Genomic DNA, 15,331 nt, shown 5'->3' on the forward strand with positions numbered 1-15,331 from the left:
TGCGGTTCCGAATCGGTCCACCCGCTGCTCCGCGTCGCTGTAACGACCTCCCGGCGCCGGTCGACGTGTTGGATGCACATCGCGACCGCGAGCCAAGGAGCCTGGTAGATGACCACATGTCGACTCTGCGGTTCGACAAACACGGCCAGTGTCGTCGACCTCGGCGCAACTCCCCCGTGTGAGCGATTTTTGCCGGCGGAGCAGCTCGACGAACCGGAAGCCACCTTCCCGCTTCACCTGAAGGTGTGCACCGACTGCTGGCTCGCCCAGATCCCGCCGCTGATCGACCCCGACGACACCTTCACCGAGTACGCGTACTTCTCGTCCTTCTCGACGTCGTGGGTCGAGCACGCGAAGCGCTTCGTCGACGGCGCGGTCGAGCGGCTCGGGCTCGGCGAAAAGTCGTTCGTCGTCGAGGTGGCGAGCAACGACGGGTACCTGCTCAAGCACGTCGTCGGGCACGGGATCCGGTGTCTGGGCGTGGAACCTTCGGTGAACGTCGGGCAGGCGGCGCGCGACGCCGGCGTGCCCACGCTGACGGCCTTCCTCTCCGAGGAAACCGGCCTGAAGGTGCGCGAAGAGCACGGGCCGGCCGACCTCGTCGCCGCGAACAACGTCTACGCCCACATCCCCGACGTCCTCGGCTTCACCAAGGGCCTCCGCGCGCTGGTGGCCGACGACGGCTGGGTCTCCATCGAGGTCCAGCACCTGCTCACGCTGATCGAAAAGAACCAGTACGACACGATCTACCACGAGCACTTCCAGTACTACACGGTCGAATCCGCGCGACGCGCGCTGGCGACCGGCGGGCTGACCGTGGTCGACGTCGAACTGGTGCCGACGCACGGCGGGTCGATCCGGCTGTGGGCGCGTCCGGCCGAGGTGGCGGGCGAGCCCAGCGAGCGGATGACCGACGTGCTGGACCAGGAGAAGGCGGCCGGGCTGCACGAGTTGTCCGGGTACACCGAGTTCGCCGAGCGCGTCACCCGCGTGCGGCTGGACCTGCTGAAGTTCCTCATCGAGGCGCGCAACGACGGGAAGACCGTCGTCGGCTACGGCGCCCCGGGCAAGGGCAACACCCTGCTGAACCACTGCGGCATCCGGACGGACCTGCTGCAGTACACGGTCGATCGCAATCCGTACAAGCACGGCCGGTTCACCCCGGGCACGCGCATCCCGGTGCTGCCCCCGGAGCGGATCGAAGCCGACAGGCCCGACTACGTGCTCGTCCTCCCGTGGAACCTCCGGGAGGAACTGACCGAACAGCTCTCCCACATCGGGGCCTGGGGCGGAAAGCTCGTGTTCCCGATCCCCCACCTGGAAATCGTCGAGGTGCAGTGAAGTGAAGGTCGTCCTCTTCTGCGGTGGCTACGGGATGCGGATGCGCAACGGCGCGGCCGACGACGTCCCGAAGCCGATGGCGATGGTCGGTCCGAGACCGCTCATCTGGCACGTGATGCGCTACTACGCACATTTCGGCCACACCGAGTTCATCCTGTGCCTCGGCTACGGCGCGGCACACATCAAGAACTTCTTCCTGAACTACCAGGAAACCATTTCCAACGATTTCATCCTGCGCAACGGGCAGCCGGAACTGCTGTCGACCGACATCGCGGACTGGACGATCACGTTCGTCCAGACCGGCATCGAGTCGCCGATCGGCGAGCGCCTGCGCCGGGTGCGCCCGTACCTCGACGGCGACGAGATGTTCCTCGCGAACTACGCCGACGTCCTGTCCGACGTCCCGCTGCCCGACATGATCGAGCGGTTCTCGAACACCGACGCCGGCGCGTCGATGATGGTCGTGCCGCCGCAGTCGTCGTTCCACTGCGTGGAGATGGACGAAGGCGGCATGGTCGGCTCGATCACCGCGGTCAGCGAAATGCCGCTGTGGGAGAACGGCGGGTACTTCGTGCTGCGGCAGGAGGTGTTCGACCACATCCCGGAGAACGGCGACCTGGTCGCCGACGGTTGCGGCGAACTGGCCAAGCGCGGCCGGCTGCTGGCCTACCCGTACCGCGGGTTCTGGAAGCCGACCGACACGGTCAAGGAGCGGGCAGCTCTCGACAACGCGTACACGCACGGTGAGAAGCCCTGGGCGCTGTGGGAGCACGCGGCCGTGAGCACCGCGTGATCGGGCTCCGACCGGACCGGCTCGGCAGCGTCGTCGCACTCGGCGCGCACTGCGACGACATCGCGATCGGCGCCGGCGGCACGCTGCTGACGCTGTGCGCGTCGCGGCCGGGCCTGCGGGTCGACGCCCTGGTCCTCTCCGGCGGCGGCACCGACCGCGAGGACGAGGAGCGGGCGGCGCTGGCGGCCTTCTGCCCCGGCGCGGACGTCGACGTCACGGTGCTGAAGCTGCGGGACGGGCGCTTCCCGGCACACTGGGAAGAAGCCAAGAACGCCCTGGAAGACCTGCGGCAGCGGACCGACCCGGACCTCATCCTGGCGCCGCGCACCGACGACGCGCACCAGGACCACCGCGGGCTGGCGAAGCTGGTGCCGACGACGTTCCGCGACCACCTGACGCTCGGCTACGAGATCGTCAAGTGGGACGGCGACCTCGGCAGCCCGTCGGTGTACCAGCCGCTGTCCGACGAGCTCGCGGAGGACAAGGTCCGGCTGCTGCAGGAGCACTACGCCTCGCAGCGGCACCGGCCCTGGTACGACCGTGAGGCCTTCCTCGGGCTGGCCCGGATCCGCGGGATCGAAGCCGCCGCGAAGTACGCCGAAGCGTTTTTCGTCAAGAAACTCACTCTCGATCTGAAGGGCTGAATCCGATGCGGGTGTTGCTGACGGGGCACAAGGGCTACCTGGGGACGGTGATGGCCCCGGTGCTCGCCGCCGCCGGCCACGAAGTCACCGGCCTGGACTCCGGGCTGTTCGAGGACTGCCTGCTCGGGCCCGCCCCCGCCGACCCGGCCGGGCACGCCGTCGACCTGCGGGACGTGACCGCGGAGCACGTCTCCGGATTCGACGCGGTCATCCACCTGGCCGCGCTGTCCAACGACCCGCTGGGCTCGCTCGCGCCGGAGCTGACCTACGACATCAACCACCACGCGTCGGTGAAGCTCGCGAAGCTGGCGAAGGACGCCGGCGTCAAGCGGTACATCTACGCGTCGACCTGCTCGGTGTACGGCGCCGGCGGCGACAACCTCGTCGACGAGGACGCGCCGCTGCGGCCGGTGACGCCGTACGCGGAGTCGAAGGTGCGCGTCGAAGCCGACGTCCACGAGCTCGCCGACGACGACTTCACGCCGGTGTACATGCGCAACGCGACCGCGTTCGGCTACTCGCCCCGCCTGCGCGGCGACATCGTGCTGAACAACCTGACCGCGCACGCGCACCTGTCCGGCGAGGTGCTGGTGCTCTCCGACGGCACGCCGTGGCGGCCGCTGGTGCACGCCCAGGACATCGCGCGCGCGTTCGCCGCCGCGTTGTCGGCGCCGAAGGAGGCCGTGCACGACAAGGCCTTCAACATCGGCACCGAGGAGAACAACGTCACCGTCGCCGAGATCGCCCAGGAGGTCGTCGAGGCCGTGCCGGGCTCGACGCTGAACATCACCGGCGAGGCGGGCGCCGACCCGCGCTCCTACCGGGTCGACTTCTCACGCTTCCGCGCGGCGATCCCCGGCTTCACCTGCGACTGGTCGGTCAAGGACGGCGCCGTCGAGCTCATCGAGGCCTACCGCAAGTTCGGGCTCACCCGGGAGTCGTTCCAGCAATTGTTCACCCGGCTGGCCTGGCTGAAGAGCGAGGGCGAAGCCGGCCGCGTCGACACCACCCTGCGGCGGAAGTAGTGGCGGGCCCGCAGCTGCGGACCGGAGCGGAACTGCACGCCCTGGTCGAGCGGCTGTACCCGATCTGCCGCAGCATCACCGGCGACGGTGTGCGGCAGACCCTGGACATCATCGGCGAGCACATTTCGCTGGAGCGGCACGAAGTCCCGACCGGGACGGCGGTGCTGGACTGGACGATCCCGCAGGAGTGGAACATCCGGGACGCGTACGTCGCTACGCCTTCGGGTGAGCGCGTGATCGACTTCCAGGAGCTGAACCTGCACGTCGTCGGGTACAGCGCCCCGGTGCGGCAGCGGATGCCGCTGAGCGAGCTGCGGGAACACCTGCACACGCTGCCCGACCAGCCGTCGTGGGTGCCCTACCGGACCAGCTATTACGCCCCGGCCTGGGGCTTCTGCCTCGCGCAGGAGAAGCTCGACGCGCTGCCCGACGGCGACTACGACGTGGTCATCGACTCGACCCTGGAAGACGGTTCGCTGACCTACGGCGAGCACGTCGTGCCCGGCCGCGTCACCGACGAGGTCATCGTGTCCTGCCACGTGTGCCACCCGTCGCTGGCGAACGACAACCTCGCCGGCATCGCGGTGGCCATTTCGCTGGCCCAGCAGCTGGCTTCGGTGCAGCCGCACTACACGTACCGATTCCTGTTCATGCCGGGCACGATCGGCTCGATCACCTGGCTGGCGCGCAACGCCTCCCGGATCGAGAAGGTGCGTCACGGGCTGGTGCTGGCGTGCGCGGGCGACCCGGGCTCGTTGACGTACAAGAAGTCCCGCCGCGACGACGCCGAGATCGACCGCGTCATGCAGCACGTGCTGCGATCGCGGGAGCACCGGGTCGTCGACTTCTCGCCGTACGGCTACGACGAGCGCCAGTTCTGTTCGCCGGGCTTCAACCTCGGCGTCGGCTCGCTGACCCGCACGCCGTACGCGGGCTACCCCGAGTACCACACCTCGGCGGACAACCCGGGCTTCGTGTCACCCGCGGCCATGGAGGACACACTCGGTGTTTTGAAAGACGCGTTCGGCGTCCTGGACCGCAACCGCCGGTACGTCAACCTCAGTCCGTACGGCGAGCCCCAGCTCGGCAAGCGCGGGCTGTACGACTCGCTCGGCGGCCGCAGCGACGCCAAGCAGGCCCAGATGGCGATGCTGTGGGTGCTCAACCTCTCCGACGGTTCGCACAGCTTGCTCGACATCGCCGAGCGCGCCGGGCTGCCCTTCGACATCGTCGACGTCGCGGCGCGAGCGCTCCACGACGCCGGTCTGGTCAAGGAGTGAGCGACGTGGCCAACCATCGCCGTGCACCGCGCTCGATCTTCCGATCGGGCGCGGTTCGCGCGATGGCCGGACGGTTGAGCTGGGGCCTCGGCGACCAGGCCGTGTCCAGCCTGACCAACTTCGCCGTCGGCCTGTACGTGGCCCGCTCGCTCGGCACGTTCGCGTTCGGCATCTTCAGCCTCGCCTGGGTCACCTACGGCGTGGTGCTCAACGTCTCGCGCGGCCTCGCCACCGACCCGCTGATGGTGCGGTTCAGCGCCGTACCGGAAGACCGCTGGCGCACGGGCGTGGCGAGCGCCTCCGGCACCGCGATCGGCGTCGGCTGCGCGACCGGAGTGGTCAGCCTCGTGGCCGGCCTGGCCGCGGGCGGCCCGCTCGGCAACGCGTTCGTCGCCCTCGCGGTGGTGCTGCCGGGCCTGCTCCTGCAGGACGCCTGGCGCTTCGCGTTCTTCGCGCGCGGCGCGGGCAAGAAAGCGTTCGTCAACGACTGCGTGTGGGGCGTGGCCCTGCTCCCGGCGCTCTACGTCGCCGCGCAGATCCACACGGTGGTCGCGTTCGTGCTGGCCTGGGGCCTTTCCGGCGCGGTCGCGGCCCTGTACGGCGGGTTCCAGACGAGGATCCTCCCGCACCCGCGGGAGCTGCTCGGCTGGCTCCGGTCGCAGCGCGACCTCAGCGTCCGGTACCTCGTCGAGAACGTCAGCAACAGCGGCGCGTCCCAGCTGCGCGCGTACGGCCTCGGCGCCATCGCCGGGATCACCGCCGTCGGCGCGGTCCGCGGCGCCGAGCAGCTCCTCGGCCCGTTCCTGGCCCTGCTCATGGGGCTGTCCCTGGTCACGGTCGCCGAGGGCGCACGGGTGCTTCAGCGGGCGCCGCACCGGCTGAAGCACTTCTGCGTGATCCTCGGTGGCGGCCAGGCCGCCGCCGCGCTGTGCTGGGGCCTCGGCCTGCTGCTCCTGGTGCCCGACAGCGCCGGCCGCTGGGTGATGGGCTCGGTGTGGGACTCGTCGTCCCCGCTGATCCTCCCGGTCACCCTCGCCGTGGTCGGCGCGAGCTTCGCCACCGGCGCCGCGGCCGGCCTGCGCGCCCTCGGCGCGGCCAAGCGGAGCCTGCGCTCCCAGCTGGTCGCCTCCCTGTTCTACGTCACGTTCGGCATCACCGGCGCGTTCCTCGGCGACGCGGCCGGGTCCGCGTGGGGCGTCGCGACGGCCACCCTCACCGGGTCCGTCGTCTGGTGGTTCCAGCTGCGGGCCGGGCTGCGCGAGTACGTGCCGCCGGGGGCCGACGAGCCCACCGTGGTGTTCGAGCCCATCAAAGAGCCGATCAAGGAATGAGGACTCCATGACCACCGTCCCGCGGCTGAGCCTCGGCCTCCCGGTGTACAACGGCGAGGAGTACCTCGCCGAGTCGCTGGACGCCCTGCTCGGCCAGACCTACGAAGACTTCGAGCTGATCATCTCGGACAACGCGTCCACCGACGGCACCGACGAGATCTGCCGCCGCTACGCCGAGAAGGACTCACGGATCCGCTACGTCCGCCAGCCGAAGAACATCGGCGCGACGCCGAACCACAACTTCGTGTTCGACGTCTCCCGCACCGAGCTGTTCAAGTGGGTCTCCCACGACGACCTGTACGCCCGCGACCTGCTCAAGCGGTGCATCGAGGCCCTCGACGAGCGCCCGGACATCATGCTCGCCCACTGCGACCAGGCGATCATCGACGGCGACGGCCGCATCGTCCAGCCGCTGGAGTACACGCTGAACACGGCGTCCCCGCACGCGCCGGACCGCTTCCGCAGCGTCCTGTTCGAGCCGGGCGGCGACGACTTCTACGGCGTCATCCGCGCCGACGTCCTCCGCCGCGTCAAGCCGCTCGACAGCTACCACCACGCCGACCGGACGTACTCGGCCGAGATGGCCCTGCACGGCCCGTTCCACCAGGTGCCCGAGCTGCTCTACTTCCGCCGCGACCACCCCGGCCGCGCGGAACGGGCCAACCCGACCATCCGGAGCCGGTGCGCAAATCTGGACCCGCGGCGCGCGAACCGGCTCCGGAACCCCACCGTCCGCCTGCTCGGCGAGTACGTCTACGGGTTCGCGGACCTGATCCGCCGCGCGCCGATCTCGGCTGCCGACAAGCGCGAGTGCTTCGGCCACCTCGGCGCCTGGCTGACCAACCGGGCCCGCTCCGGCCACGGCGAGCGCGTCGAGGACCGCGCGCCGACCGCCTCGGACGTCGCCACGGTCAACGAGATCGTGGCCGGCCGGGAAGGCAGGCTCGCGTGAAGCGTGCACCACGCGTCGGCGTGTTCGGCCTGCTCGGCTCGGGGAACCTCGGCAACGACGGTTCCCTCGAAGCCGTGCTCGGCTACCTGCGCGCCGAGTACCCGGACGCGGTGCTGAGCGCCCTGGTCGGCGGCCCGGAGCTGGTCCACGAGCGGTACGGCCTCGACGCGACGCCGCTGCACTGGAACCAGTCCGAGTACGAGACGGCGTCCGGCCTGCGCTCGGTCGCCCTCAAGGGCTTCGGCAAGCTGGTCGACATCGCGCGCACCGCGGCCTGGGTCCGCAAGCAGGACGTCGTCATCGTGCCCGGCATGGGCGTGCTCGAAGCGACGCTGCCCCTGCGTCCCTGGGGTTTCCCGTATTCGCTCTTCCTCCTCTCCGCCACCGGGCGCCTCTCCGGCACCAAGGTGGCGCTCGTCTGCGTCGGCGCCAACGAGATCAGCGCCCGGGCAACGCGGGCCCTGGTCCGCTGGTCCGGCCGGCTCGCCGCCTACCGCTCCTACCGCGACGACATCTCGCGCGACGCCATGCGCGCCATGGGCGTCGACACGAGTGCCGACCAGGTCTATCCCGACCTCGCGTTCTCCCTCCCCACCCCGGCCGCCGTCGGCAAGCCGGGCACCGTCGGCGTCGGCGTGATGGCCTACTACGGCGGCAACGACGACCGCGCCGAAGCCGACCGCATCTACCGCCACTACGTCGACACGATGAACCGTTTCGTCGCGTGGCTCGTTGAGCAGGACAGACCCGTCCGGCTGTTCATCGGCGACCGGATCGACCGGCAGGTCGTCGACGAGATCATCGAGAACACCGCTTCCCCGCTGGTGACAGCGGCTACGGCGGAGACCCTGGACGAGCTGATGCACGAGATGGCCGCGGTGGACAGCGTGGTGGCCACGCGCTACCACAACGTGCTCTGCGCCCTGAAGGTCGCGAAACCGACCGTGGCGATCGGTTACGCGCCGAAGAACGACGTCCTCATGGCGGAGATGGGCCTCGAGGGCTTCACCCAGCGGGCCAAGACCGTCGACTTCGACCGGCTCGTCGAGCAGTTCACCGAACTCGAGAAACGTTCGGGGGAAATTCGCCAGACACTTCTCGAACGGAACGAGATGAACGCACAACGGCTCAAAGACCAGTTCGCCGCCCTTTCGGCGGCCCTCTTCGGGGGTGGGCAATGAAGGCCATTCCGGTGCCCGAGATCGACGGCGCGTATCTGTTCGAACCCACTCCGCACGGGGACCAGCGCGGCTTCTTCAGCCGGACGTTCGACCGCGACGTCGTCGCGTCGGTCGGCATCGACCCGGACGGCTTCGTCCAGGACAGCCTTTCCCGCTCCCGCAAGGGAGTCGTCCGCGGGATGCACCTGCGCGGCGGGGCCGGCGAGGCAAAACTGGTGCGGTGTTCGCACGGCGCGATCTTCGACGTCGTGGTGGATCTCCGACCGGATTCGCCGACATTCAGGAATGTGAAAACCTTCGAACTTTCGGGTGATACCCAGGTTTCCGTGTATATCCCGGCGGGGTGCGCGCACGGATTCCAGTCACTCACCGATCCCTCCGATGTTTCGTACCGTATCGATCGGGCGCACGATCCTGAAGAGGACATTACGATTTCGCACAAAGACCCCGAATTGGACATTTCGTGGCCACTTTCGGTCACAATGGTCAGTGACCGGGACGAACGGGCGCCATCTCTTCGAGAGGCGTTGAAACCAACGAGGTGAACCACGACATGGGAACGAACCTGCCCCGCTCCACCAAGGCGGACGAGCGGCTGCACCGGGTCATCCCGGGTGGTGCGCACACCTACGCCAAGGGCTCGGACCAGTATCCCGAAGGGATGGCCCCGGTCATCTCGCACGGCCGCGGCGGCCACGTCTGGGACGTCGACGGCAACGAGTACGTCGAGTACGGCGCGGGCCTGAGGGCCGTCAGCCTCGGCCACGCCCACCCGCGCGTGATCGAAGCGGTGCGCGGCGAGCTGGAGAAGGGCAGCAACTTCATCCGGCCGTCGATCATCGAAGCCGAGGCGGCCGAGCGCTTCCTCGAGAACGTGCCGACGGCCGACATGGTGAAGTTCACCAAGAACGGCTCGGACGCGACGACGGCGGCCGTCCGGCTGGCCCGGGCCGCCACCGGCCGCAGGCTCGTCGCCAAGTGCGCCGACCACGCCTTCTTCTCCACCGACGACTGGTTCATCGGCACCACGCCGATGAACGCGGGCATCCCGGACGAGACGACGGAAGCGGTCGCGTCCTTCCCGTACGGCGACCTGCAGGCCGCGGAGGAACTGCTGCAGCGCCACGAGGGCGAGATCGCGTGCATGATCCTGGAGGCGGCCGCGGCGGTCGAACCGCCGCCGGGGTACCTGCAGGGCCTGCGCGAGCTCACCACCCGGCACGGCGTGGTCCTGGTCTTCGACGAGATGATCACCGGCTTCCGCTGGTCCGCTCAGGGCGCGCAGGGCCTCTACGGCGTCACGCCCGACCTCTCGACGTTCGGCAAGGCCCTCGGCAACGGCTTCGCGGTGTCGGCGCTGGCGGGCAAGCGGGAGCTGATGGAGATCGGCGGCCTGCGCACCGATCGGGAGCGGGTGTTCCTGCTCTCGACCACGCACGGCGCGGAGACCCACTCGCTGGCCGCCGCGATGGCGGTCATGGACGTCTACCGCGACGAAGACGTCATCGGCCGCATGCACGCCCTCGGCGACCGGCTCGCCGCAGGCGTCCGCGAGGTGGCGGCCGGGATCGGCGTCGAGGATCACGTGGTCGTCCGCGGCCGGGCCAGCAACCTGGTCTTCGGCACGCTCGACGAGCAGGGCAACCCCTCGCAGCCGTACCGGACGCTGTTCCTGCGCGAGCTGATCAGCGGCGGCGTGCTCGGACCGTCCTTCGTGGTCAGTGCCGCGCTCACCGAGGCGGACATCGACAAGACCGTCGACGTCGTCGCCCAGGCCTGCACGGTGTACCGGAAGGCCCTCGACGCGAACGACCCGGCGCCGTGGATGGGCGGGCGCCCGGTGCAGCCCGTGTTCCGCAAATACGCCTGATCCCCGCACGGGCGGGCCGGATTCACCCGTTGGGTCCGATGAGGACACTTGAGGGTGACTGTTTTCCGGCCCGTTCGTGCGTAACTTCCTGCCATGGGAAGATCTCGTGCGGTTCTCGTTGCTGCTTGTTCGCTCCTGATCGCCGTGGCGTGCCCGGCGGTCGCGGGCGCCGCCGACGGGCCGGGGCCGGTGTGCGGCCACCAACCCGCCGGGTACGGGCAACCACCCGCCGGAGCCGTCGCCGTCGATCCGGCCGTCGACGGCGACCTCGCGGCCAAGACGGCGGCACACCCGGCGGGCACGACGTTCTGGCTCCGGCCCGGCACCCACACGCTCGGCAAGGACGAGTACGGCCAGGTCTCCCCCAAGGACGGCGACGTGTACCTCGGCGCGCCGGGCGCGGTCGTCGACGGTCGCGGCGTCAACCGGGCGGCCTTCACCCAGCAGGCACGCAACGTGTCGCTCCGCGGCCTCACCGTCCGCGGATTCGCCGCGCTGCAGGACCAGGGCGTGGTCAACCACGACTCCGGCGACGGCTGGCTCATCGAGAACACCACCATCGAGGACAACGCGGGCGCGGGGCTGATGGCCGGCGCCGGCCAGATCGTGCGGCACAGCTGCCTGCGCAACAACGGGCAGTACGGGCTCAACGCGTACCAGGCGGGTGACGGCATCACCGGGCTCGTGCTGGAGGGCAACGAGATCACCGGCAACAACACCGGGGACTGGGAGGCCAAGGTGCCGGGCTGCGGGTGCAGCGGCGGCGCCAAGTTCTGGGCCGTGAACGGGGCCGACATCCGCGGCAACTGGGTCCACGGCAACCACGGCGCCGGACTGTGGGCCGACACGAACAACAACGACTTCCTCGTCGAGAACAACCTGTTCGAGGTCAACGACGCCGAGGCGCTGTACTACGAAACCAGCTACAACCTGGTGCTGCGCGGCAACACTTTCCGCCGCAACACCCTGGTCCAGGGCCGCGCGTTCGCGGCGCGCGGCGACAACTTCCCGGTGGCGACGGTGTACCTGTCGGAGTCGGGCGGCGATCCGCGCGTGCGTGCCCGAACGTCGGCCGTCGACATCAACGGCAACACGTTCGAGGACAACTGGGCCGGGATCACGTTGTGGGAGAACGCCGACCGCTTCTGCAACAGCCCGGCCAACACGTCGACGGGCTACTGCACCAAGGCGGCGGCAAAATCTTCGTGCGCCGCGGGCACGATCGCGAAGGCCCCGGCGTACGACGACTGCCGCTGGAAGACGCAACGGGTGGAGATCCACGGCAACACCTTCCGGTTCGACGCCGGCCACATCGGCTGCACGAGCCTGTGCGGACGGATGGCCCTGCTGTCGAACTTCGGGACGTTCCCGGACTGGTCGCCCTACAAGGGAACGGTGATCGAAGAGGCCATCACCTTCCGCCAGGCCAACCGGTGGCACGACAACTCGTACTCCGGGCCGTGGACTTTCGTGGCGCATGACACCTCCAAGACGGTCGACGCTGCGGGCTGGCGGGCAAAGCCCTACTCGCAGGACGAGTGCTCTTCGTTCGGCGGTGGGCCCGCCGGCTGCTGATCACGAGCTTGCCGACGGGGTCCGACAGTTTCAACCGCCGCCGCCGTCTCCAGCCGAAATTTCCGTTGCCATATAAGGGAAAAGTCGCGAACGGAGAATTTCGGACAGGCCGTTCACCCGTTTCAGCGACTGGCATTCGCACGGGTGTTCGGTACCGTCGGAGACATGCCAGCACCGACCGCCATCGCGTCCACAGTGGACGAATTGCCCCGCCACGCCGGCGGACGACCGCTCCTCGGCTGCGCCTCGTGCCGGCCCCTCAGAGCCGGTCGGCCACCCGGTCCAGCACCCGCGCAGTCGCCGGGACCGCGGCCAGCGCAGCACAAAATCCCCCGAGGGCGTCCGTGGGGTAGTGCGCGCCCAGCGCGACCTCGGCCCACCCCATGGCCACCCCGGCCACCAACGCCAGCCCCAGCACAAGCGCCATCCCGGCCGCGCGCCCCAGCCCGAACCGCTCGGTGAGCAACAGGGCGATGACCAGCGCCAGCGCCGTCGCCAAAGCCGTGTGACCGCTCGGGTACGACAGGAACTCGCCGTGGATGGTCCTGCCGACCACCGGCTTCAGCACCGTGGTCGCCGCCACTGTCACCACGACACCAGCCACCGTCAGCACGGCCGTCCGCAACCGGCGGACCAGCCAGCACACCCCCGAAAGGAGCGCGATCAGGATCACCGATCCCACCGGCTCGCCACCGAAGTCGAAGACCAGGGCGACATACCGCCACGGCGGCTCGACCCCGTAGATCGAAGGGAGGAGAGCCGCGTCGATGCCGGTCAGGCCCGAGTCGTGGAAGTGCAGGATGCCGAGCGCGACGAGGACTGCCGTTGCCAGGGCGGCCGTCATCGCCAGGGGGCCGCGCAGCACGGCCGGCAGGGCCGCGGGCGCCGTCCGGACCAGCTGCCTCACGCCTCGATCGCCGCCTCGTACCCGGCGATCAAGCGGTCCAGGCCGACCGCGGGCGTGAAGTCCTTCTCGTACCGAACGCGGGCGGCGTCGCCCATGTCACCGTTGCGGTCGCCGGCGACCGCGCGCAGGCGGTCGGCGAGCGAGGCCGCGTCGTTCGGGACGTGCAGGAGGCCGGTGACACCGTCGTCGACCAGCTCGGGGAACGCGCCGTGCGCGGCCGCGACCGTCGGCACGCCGGCGGCCATCGCCTCGACCACCACCAGGCCGAAGGCCTCCAGCCACGTCGACGGCGCGACCACCGCGACCGCGTCGGCGGTCAGCGCACGGCACTCCGCCTTGTTCTGGAGACCGACGTACGAGACGTCGGTGCGACCGGCCGCCCAGGCCGCGACTTCGTCCTGCATCGGGCCGGTGCCCGCGATGACCAGCGGCACGCCCAGGGCACCGTCCAGACGCTCCCACGCCCGCATCAGCAGGCCGACCCCCTTCTCCTCGGTGACGCGGCCGAGGAAGAGCACGTGCTTGCCGGCGCCGGTGCGGCGGACGCCGGGGTCGGTGACGAAGTTGTGCTTCACCGCCATCCGCTCGCCGGGCATCCCGGCCGACACCAGGAGGTCACGTTGCGCCGCCGAAATGCAGAAGAACCGGGAAACGCCCGTCCACCACCGGCGCCGGTTGGCGACCATGCTCGCCGCCATCGGGAGCGTGGCCGCGCTCGACCCGCGGTAGCAGCCGTGCTTCACCGCCGGCAGCGGTGAGCCGCCGACGCACTCGGTGCAGATGCGGCCGTCGCGGTGGAGCGTGCCGGGTGGGCAGACCATCGAGTAGTTGTGCAGCGTCGCGACCGCGGGCACCCCCGCGTCCGCGCACGCGGCGACCACCGACGGTGACAGCAGGGGGAACGTGTTGTGGATGTGCACGACGTCCGGGCGCGACGCCCGCAGCCGGGCGGCGAGCTCCTTCCGCACCGCCGGGTTCCACGGCACCGTCAGCGGCACCGCGGCCTTGCGGGGCAGCGGCATCGCCGCGATGTCGTCGCTGCGGCGTTCGAACAACGACACCTGGTGACCGCCCTCGGCGAGCAGCGTCACCTCGGCGTCGACGACGTTGTTCTCGCCGCTCGGCTGCTCGGAGCGGTACCGGTTGTGCACCACGAGCACCTTCACGCGCCTGCACCTCGCACGTCTGCCCCCTTCGCCGGGATGAATGCTTGTTCGTCGGACTGCGGCACCCCGCGGACCAGCAGCGACGCGGCGACCGCCAGGTGGAGCAGGTACGGCGACGCATCGCCGAGCCCCGCTTCGGTGTAGGACGCCGAAATGCAATAGGTGATCAGGAAGATCGCGCACGCGCGAGCCAGGGATGGTGGCCGCAGCACGGCCACCACGACCAACGTGAGGAGGAACCCCGCCACCAGCGCGATCCCGACGAAACCCTGCTCGTGGTAGATCGCGAGCCAGCTGTTGTCGATCGGGAGGCCGTCGTAGGACTTGTCCGTCAGCCCGACCCCGAAGATGTACTCGGCCGTCGACCGCGGGGCCTCCAGCAGCGCGTCCCACACCTTCGCGCGGCCGGTCAGGCTGGAGAAGTTGTCGGCGCTCTGCCCGCGGAGGAACCACGTCTGCAGCGCACCCGCGAGCACGACGCCGGCCACCCCGCCGATGCCGACCGTCCACGCGAACACCTTCCTCGCGCGGGCGCTGGTCAGCACCATCGACAGGAAGGCCACCGCGAGACCGGCGACGAGACCGAGCGTCGCCGTGCGGGTGTGCGTGAGCAGCAGCAGCCCCAGCGACGGCACCACGATCAACAACGCGCTGCGCCAGGTCGTGCGGCGCCCGAACCAGAGAAGGAGCGTGAGCCCGGCGATGACGGCCGCGTACTGGCCGATCTGCGGCGGGGTCAGCGGCCAGATCGCACCCGAGAGCCGGCCGCCGTACTCCTCCGGCATCGCGTTGCCGGGCGAGATCACCAGGCCGAGCGCGACCGACGCGAGCACGACAGCGTACGTGCGGATGTGGTACCGGACGAAGCCGAACCCGCCGTCCCACCAGCGGGTCAGCAACCAGAGCGTGGAGACGAACACCGTGAGCCGGAAGCACCGGAACAGCGCGCCGAAGCCCTCCTGCAGGTCGGCGCTGGACAGGATGCTGGCCCCCAGCAGGGCGGTCAGCAGCATCAGGTACGCGCTCGGGCGGATCCGCAGGTGCTTGTTCAGGGCCAGCGCGATCACGAACGCCGTCATCAGCGAGCCCATGGTGACCAGCTGGCTGACCGACCGCGGCAGCGGGAGAACCGTCTTCGCGCCGGTCGAACCGAGCGTGTTGAGGATCAGCAGCGCCCACGCCAGGCCCGCCCACTTCGGCGTCGAGGACGCGGGTTCGGGCGCGGCGTCGCCGCGGAGGCCGGCCAGTCCGGTGTGCGCGGTCATG

The 15,331-nt window shown here is 69.9% G+C and carries 14 protein-coding genes; 11 read left to right on the forward strand and 3 right to left on the reverse strand.

Translation table 11 applies throughout. From position 1 onward, the window contains the following. Positions 1-108: 108 nt before the first annotated feature. The 11 genes from ACLJQF_RS04940 to ACLJQF_RS04990 all read left to right on the forward strand — a co-directional run bounded on the left by ACLJQF_RS04940 (position 109) and on the right by ACLJQF_RS04990 (position 11,992). A complete protein-coding gene (locus ACLJQF_RS04940) occupies positions 109-1,341 on the forward strand; it encodes a class I SAM-dependent methyltransferase (protein WP_410607000.1) in 1,233 nt (410 codons plus the stop codon). A 1-nt stretch (position 1,342) separates the two neighbouring features. Further along, on the forward strand, positions 1,343-2,134 hold the full coding sequence (locus tag ACLJQF_RS04945; protein WP_410607001.1) for a glucose-1-phosphate cytidylyltransferase: 792 nt from the start codon (positions 1,343-1,345) through the stop codon (positions 2,132-2,134). Continuing rightward, on the forward strand, positions 2,131-2,778 hold the full coding sequence (locus tag ACLJQF_RS04950; RefSeq protein WP_410607002.1) for a PIG-L deacetylase family protein: 648 nt from the start codon (positions 2,131-2,133) through the stop codon (positions 2,776-2,778). The genes ACLJQF_RS04945 and ACLJQF_RS04950 overlap by 4 nt, the downstream gene beginning before the upstream one ends. Positions 2,779-2,783: 5 nt before the next feature. Then, a complete protein-coding gene (locus ACLJQF_RS04955) occupies positions 2,784-3,803 on the forward strand; it encodes an NAD-dependent epimerase/dehydratase family protein (protein ID WP_410607003.1) in 1,020 nt (339 codons plus the stop codon). Further along, a complete protein-coding gene (locus tag ACLJQF_RS04960) occupies positions 3,803-5,083 on the forward strand; it encodes a DUF4910 domain-containing protein (protein ID WP_410607004.1) in 1,281 nt (426 codons plus the stop codon). The genes ACLJQF_RS04955 and ACLJQF_RS04960 overlap by 1 nt, the downstream gene beginning before the upstream one ends. A 5-nt stretch (positions 5,084-5,088) precedes the next feature. After that, positions 5,089-6,414: a hypothetical protein gene (locus tag ACLJQF_RS04965; RefSeq protein WP_410607005.1), complete on the forward strand. Its 1,326-nt coding sequence runs from the start codon at positions 5,089-5,091 to the stop codon at positions 6,412-6,414. A gap of 7 nt (positions 6,415-6,421) precedes the next feature. Beyond that, a complete protein-coding gene (locus tag ACLJQF_RS04970; RefSeq protein WP_410607006.1) occupies positions 6,422-7,366 on the forward strand; it encodes a glycosyltransferase family 2 protein in 945 nt (314 codons plus the stop codon). Then, a complete protein-coding gene (locus tag ACLJQF_RS04975; protein ID WP_410607007.1) occupies positions 7,363-8,547 on the forward strand; it encodes a polysaccharide pyruvyl transferase family protein in 1,185 nt (394 codons plus the stop codon). The genes ACLJQF_RS04970 and ACLJQF_RS04975 overlap by 4 nt, the downstream gene beginning before the upstream one ends. Continuing rightward, positions 8,544-9,092 carry a dTDP-4-dehydrorhamnose 3,5-epimerase gene (rfbC, locus tag ACLJQF_RS04980; protein WP_410607008.1) on the forward strand — a complete coding sequence of 183 codons (549 nt, stop codon included), beginning with the start codon at positions 8,544-8,546 and terminating at the stop codon, positions 9,090-9,092. The genes ACLJQF_RS04975 and rfbC overlap by 4 nt, the downstream gene beginning before the upstream one ends. Positions 9,093-9,100: 8 nt before the next feature. Then, positions 9,101-10,417 carry a glutamate-1-semialdehyde 2,1-aminomutase gene (locus ACLJQF_RS04985; protein ID WP_410607009.1) on the forward strand — a complete coding sequence of 439 codons (1,317 nt, stop codon included), beginning with the start codon at positions 9,101-9,103 and terminating at the stop codon, positions 10,415-10,417. 93 nt (positions 10,418-10,510) lie between these two features. Next, a complete protein-coding gene (locus ACLJQF_RS04990; protein ID WP_410607010.1) occupies positions 10,511-11,992 on the forward strand; it encodes a right-handed parallel beta-helix repeat-containing protein in 1,482 nt (493 codons plus the stop codon). A 259-nt stretch (positions 11,993-12,251) separates the two neighbouring features. On the opposite strand, the gene ACLJQF_RS04995 is transcribed toward ACLJQF_RS04990, so the two are convergent. Genes ACLJQF_RS04995 through ACLJQF_RS05005 form a run of 3 tightly spaced genes read right to left on the reverse strand, consistent with a single transcriptional unit; the run spans position 12,252 to position 15,330 of the window. Further along, positions 12,252-12,899 (reverse strand): phosphatase PAP2 family protein, encoded by a 648-nt coding sequence (locus tag ACLJQF_RS04995; protein ID WP_410607011.1) that lies wholly within the window; start codon positions 12,897-12,899, stop codon positions 12,252-12,254. After that, positions 12,896-14,065: a glycosyltransferase family 4 protein gene (locus tag ACLJQF_RS05000; protein ID WP_410607012.1), complete on the reverse strand. Its 1,170-nt coding sequence runs from the start codon at positions 14,063-14,065 to the stop codon at positions 12,896-12,898. Before ACLJQF_RS05000 ends, ACLJQF_RS04995 begins: the two co-directional genes overlap by 4 nt. After that, positions 14,062-15,330: an O-antigen ligase domain-containing protein gene (locus ACLJQF_RS05005; RefSeq protein ID WP_410607013.1), complete on the reverse strand. Its 1,269-nt coding sequence runs from the start codon at positions 15,328-15,330 to the stop codon at positions 14,062-14,064. The genes ACLJQF_RS05000 and ACLJQF_RS05005 overlap by 4 nt, the downstream gene beginning before the upstream one ends. Position 15,331 lies beyond the last annotated feature (1 nt).

The organism is Amycolatopsis sp. lyj-109, from assembly GCF_046548995.1.
In the GTDB taxonomy this organism is placed as follows: Bacteria; Actinomycetota; Actinomycetes; order Mycobacteriales; family Pseudonocardiaceae; genus Amycolatopsis.

What these genes read in the sequence shown, in the direction of transcription:
- ACLJQF_RS04940 (WP_410607000.1), top strand. Translation starts at nt 109, where the DNA reads ATGACCACATGTCGACTCTGCGGTTCGACAAACACGGCCAGTGTCGTC.
- ACLJQF_RS04955 (WP_410607003.1), top strand. Translation starts at nt 2,784, where the DNA reads ATGCGGGTGTTGCTGACGGGGCACAAGGGCTACCTGGGGACGGTGATG.
- ACLJQF_RS04970 (WP_410607006.1), top strand. Translation starts at nt 6,422, where the DNA reads ATGACCACCGTCCCGCGGCTGAGCCTCGGCCTCCCGGTGTACAACGGC.
- rfbC (WP_410607008.1), top strand. Translation starts at nt 8,544, where the DNA reads ATGAAGGCCATTCCGGTGCCCGAGATCGACGGCGCGTATCTGTTCGAA.
- ACLJQF_RS04985 (WP_410607009.1), top strand. Translation starts at nt 9,101, where the DNA reads ATGGGAACGAACCTGCCCCGCTCCACCAAGGCGGACGAGCGGCTGCAC.
- ACLJQF_RS04990 (WP_410607010.1), top strand. Translation starts at nt 10,511, where the DNA reads ATGGGAAGATCTCGTGCGGTTCTCGTTGCTGCTTGTTCGCTCCTGATC.
- ACLJQF_RS05005 (WP_410607013.1), bottom strand. Translation starts at nt 15,330, where the DNA reads ATGACCGCGCACACCGGACTGGCCGGCCTCCGCGGCGACGCCGCGCCC.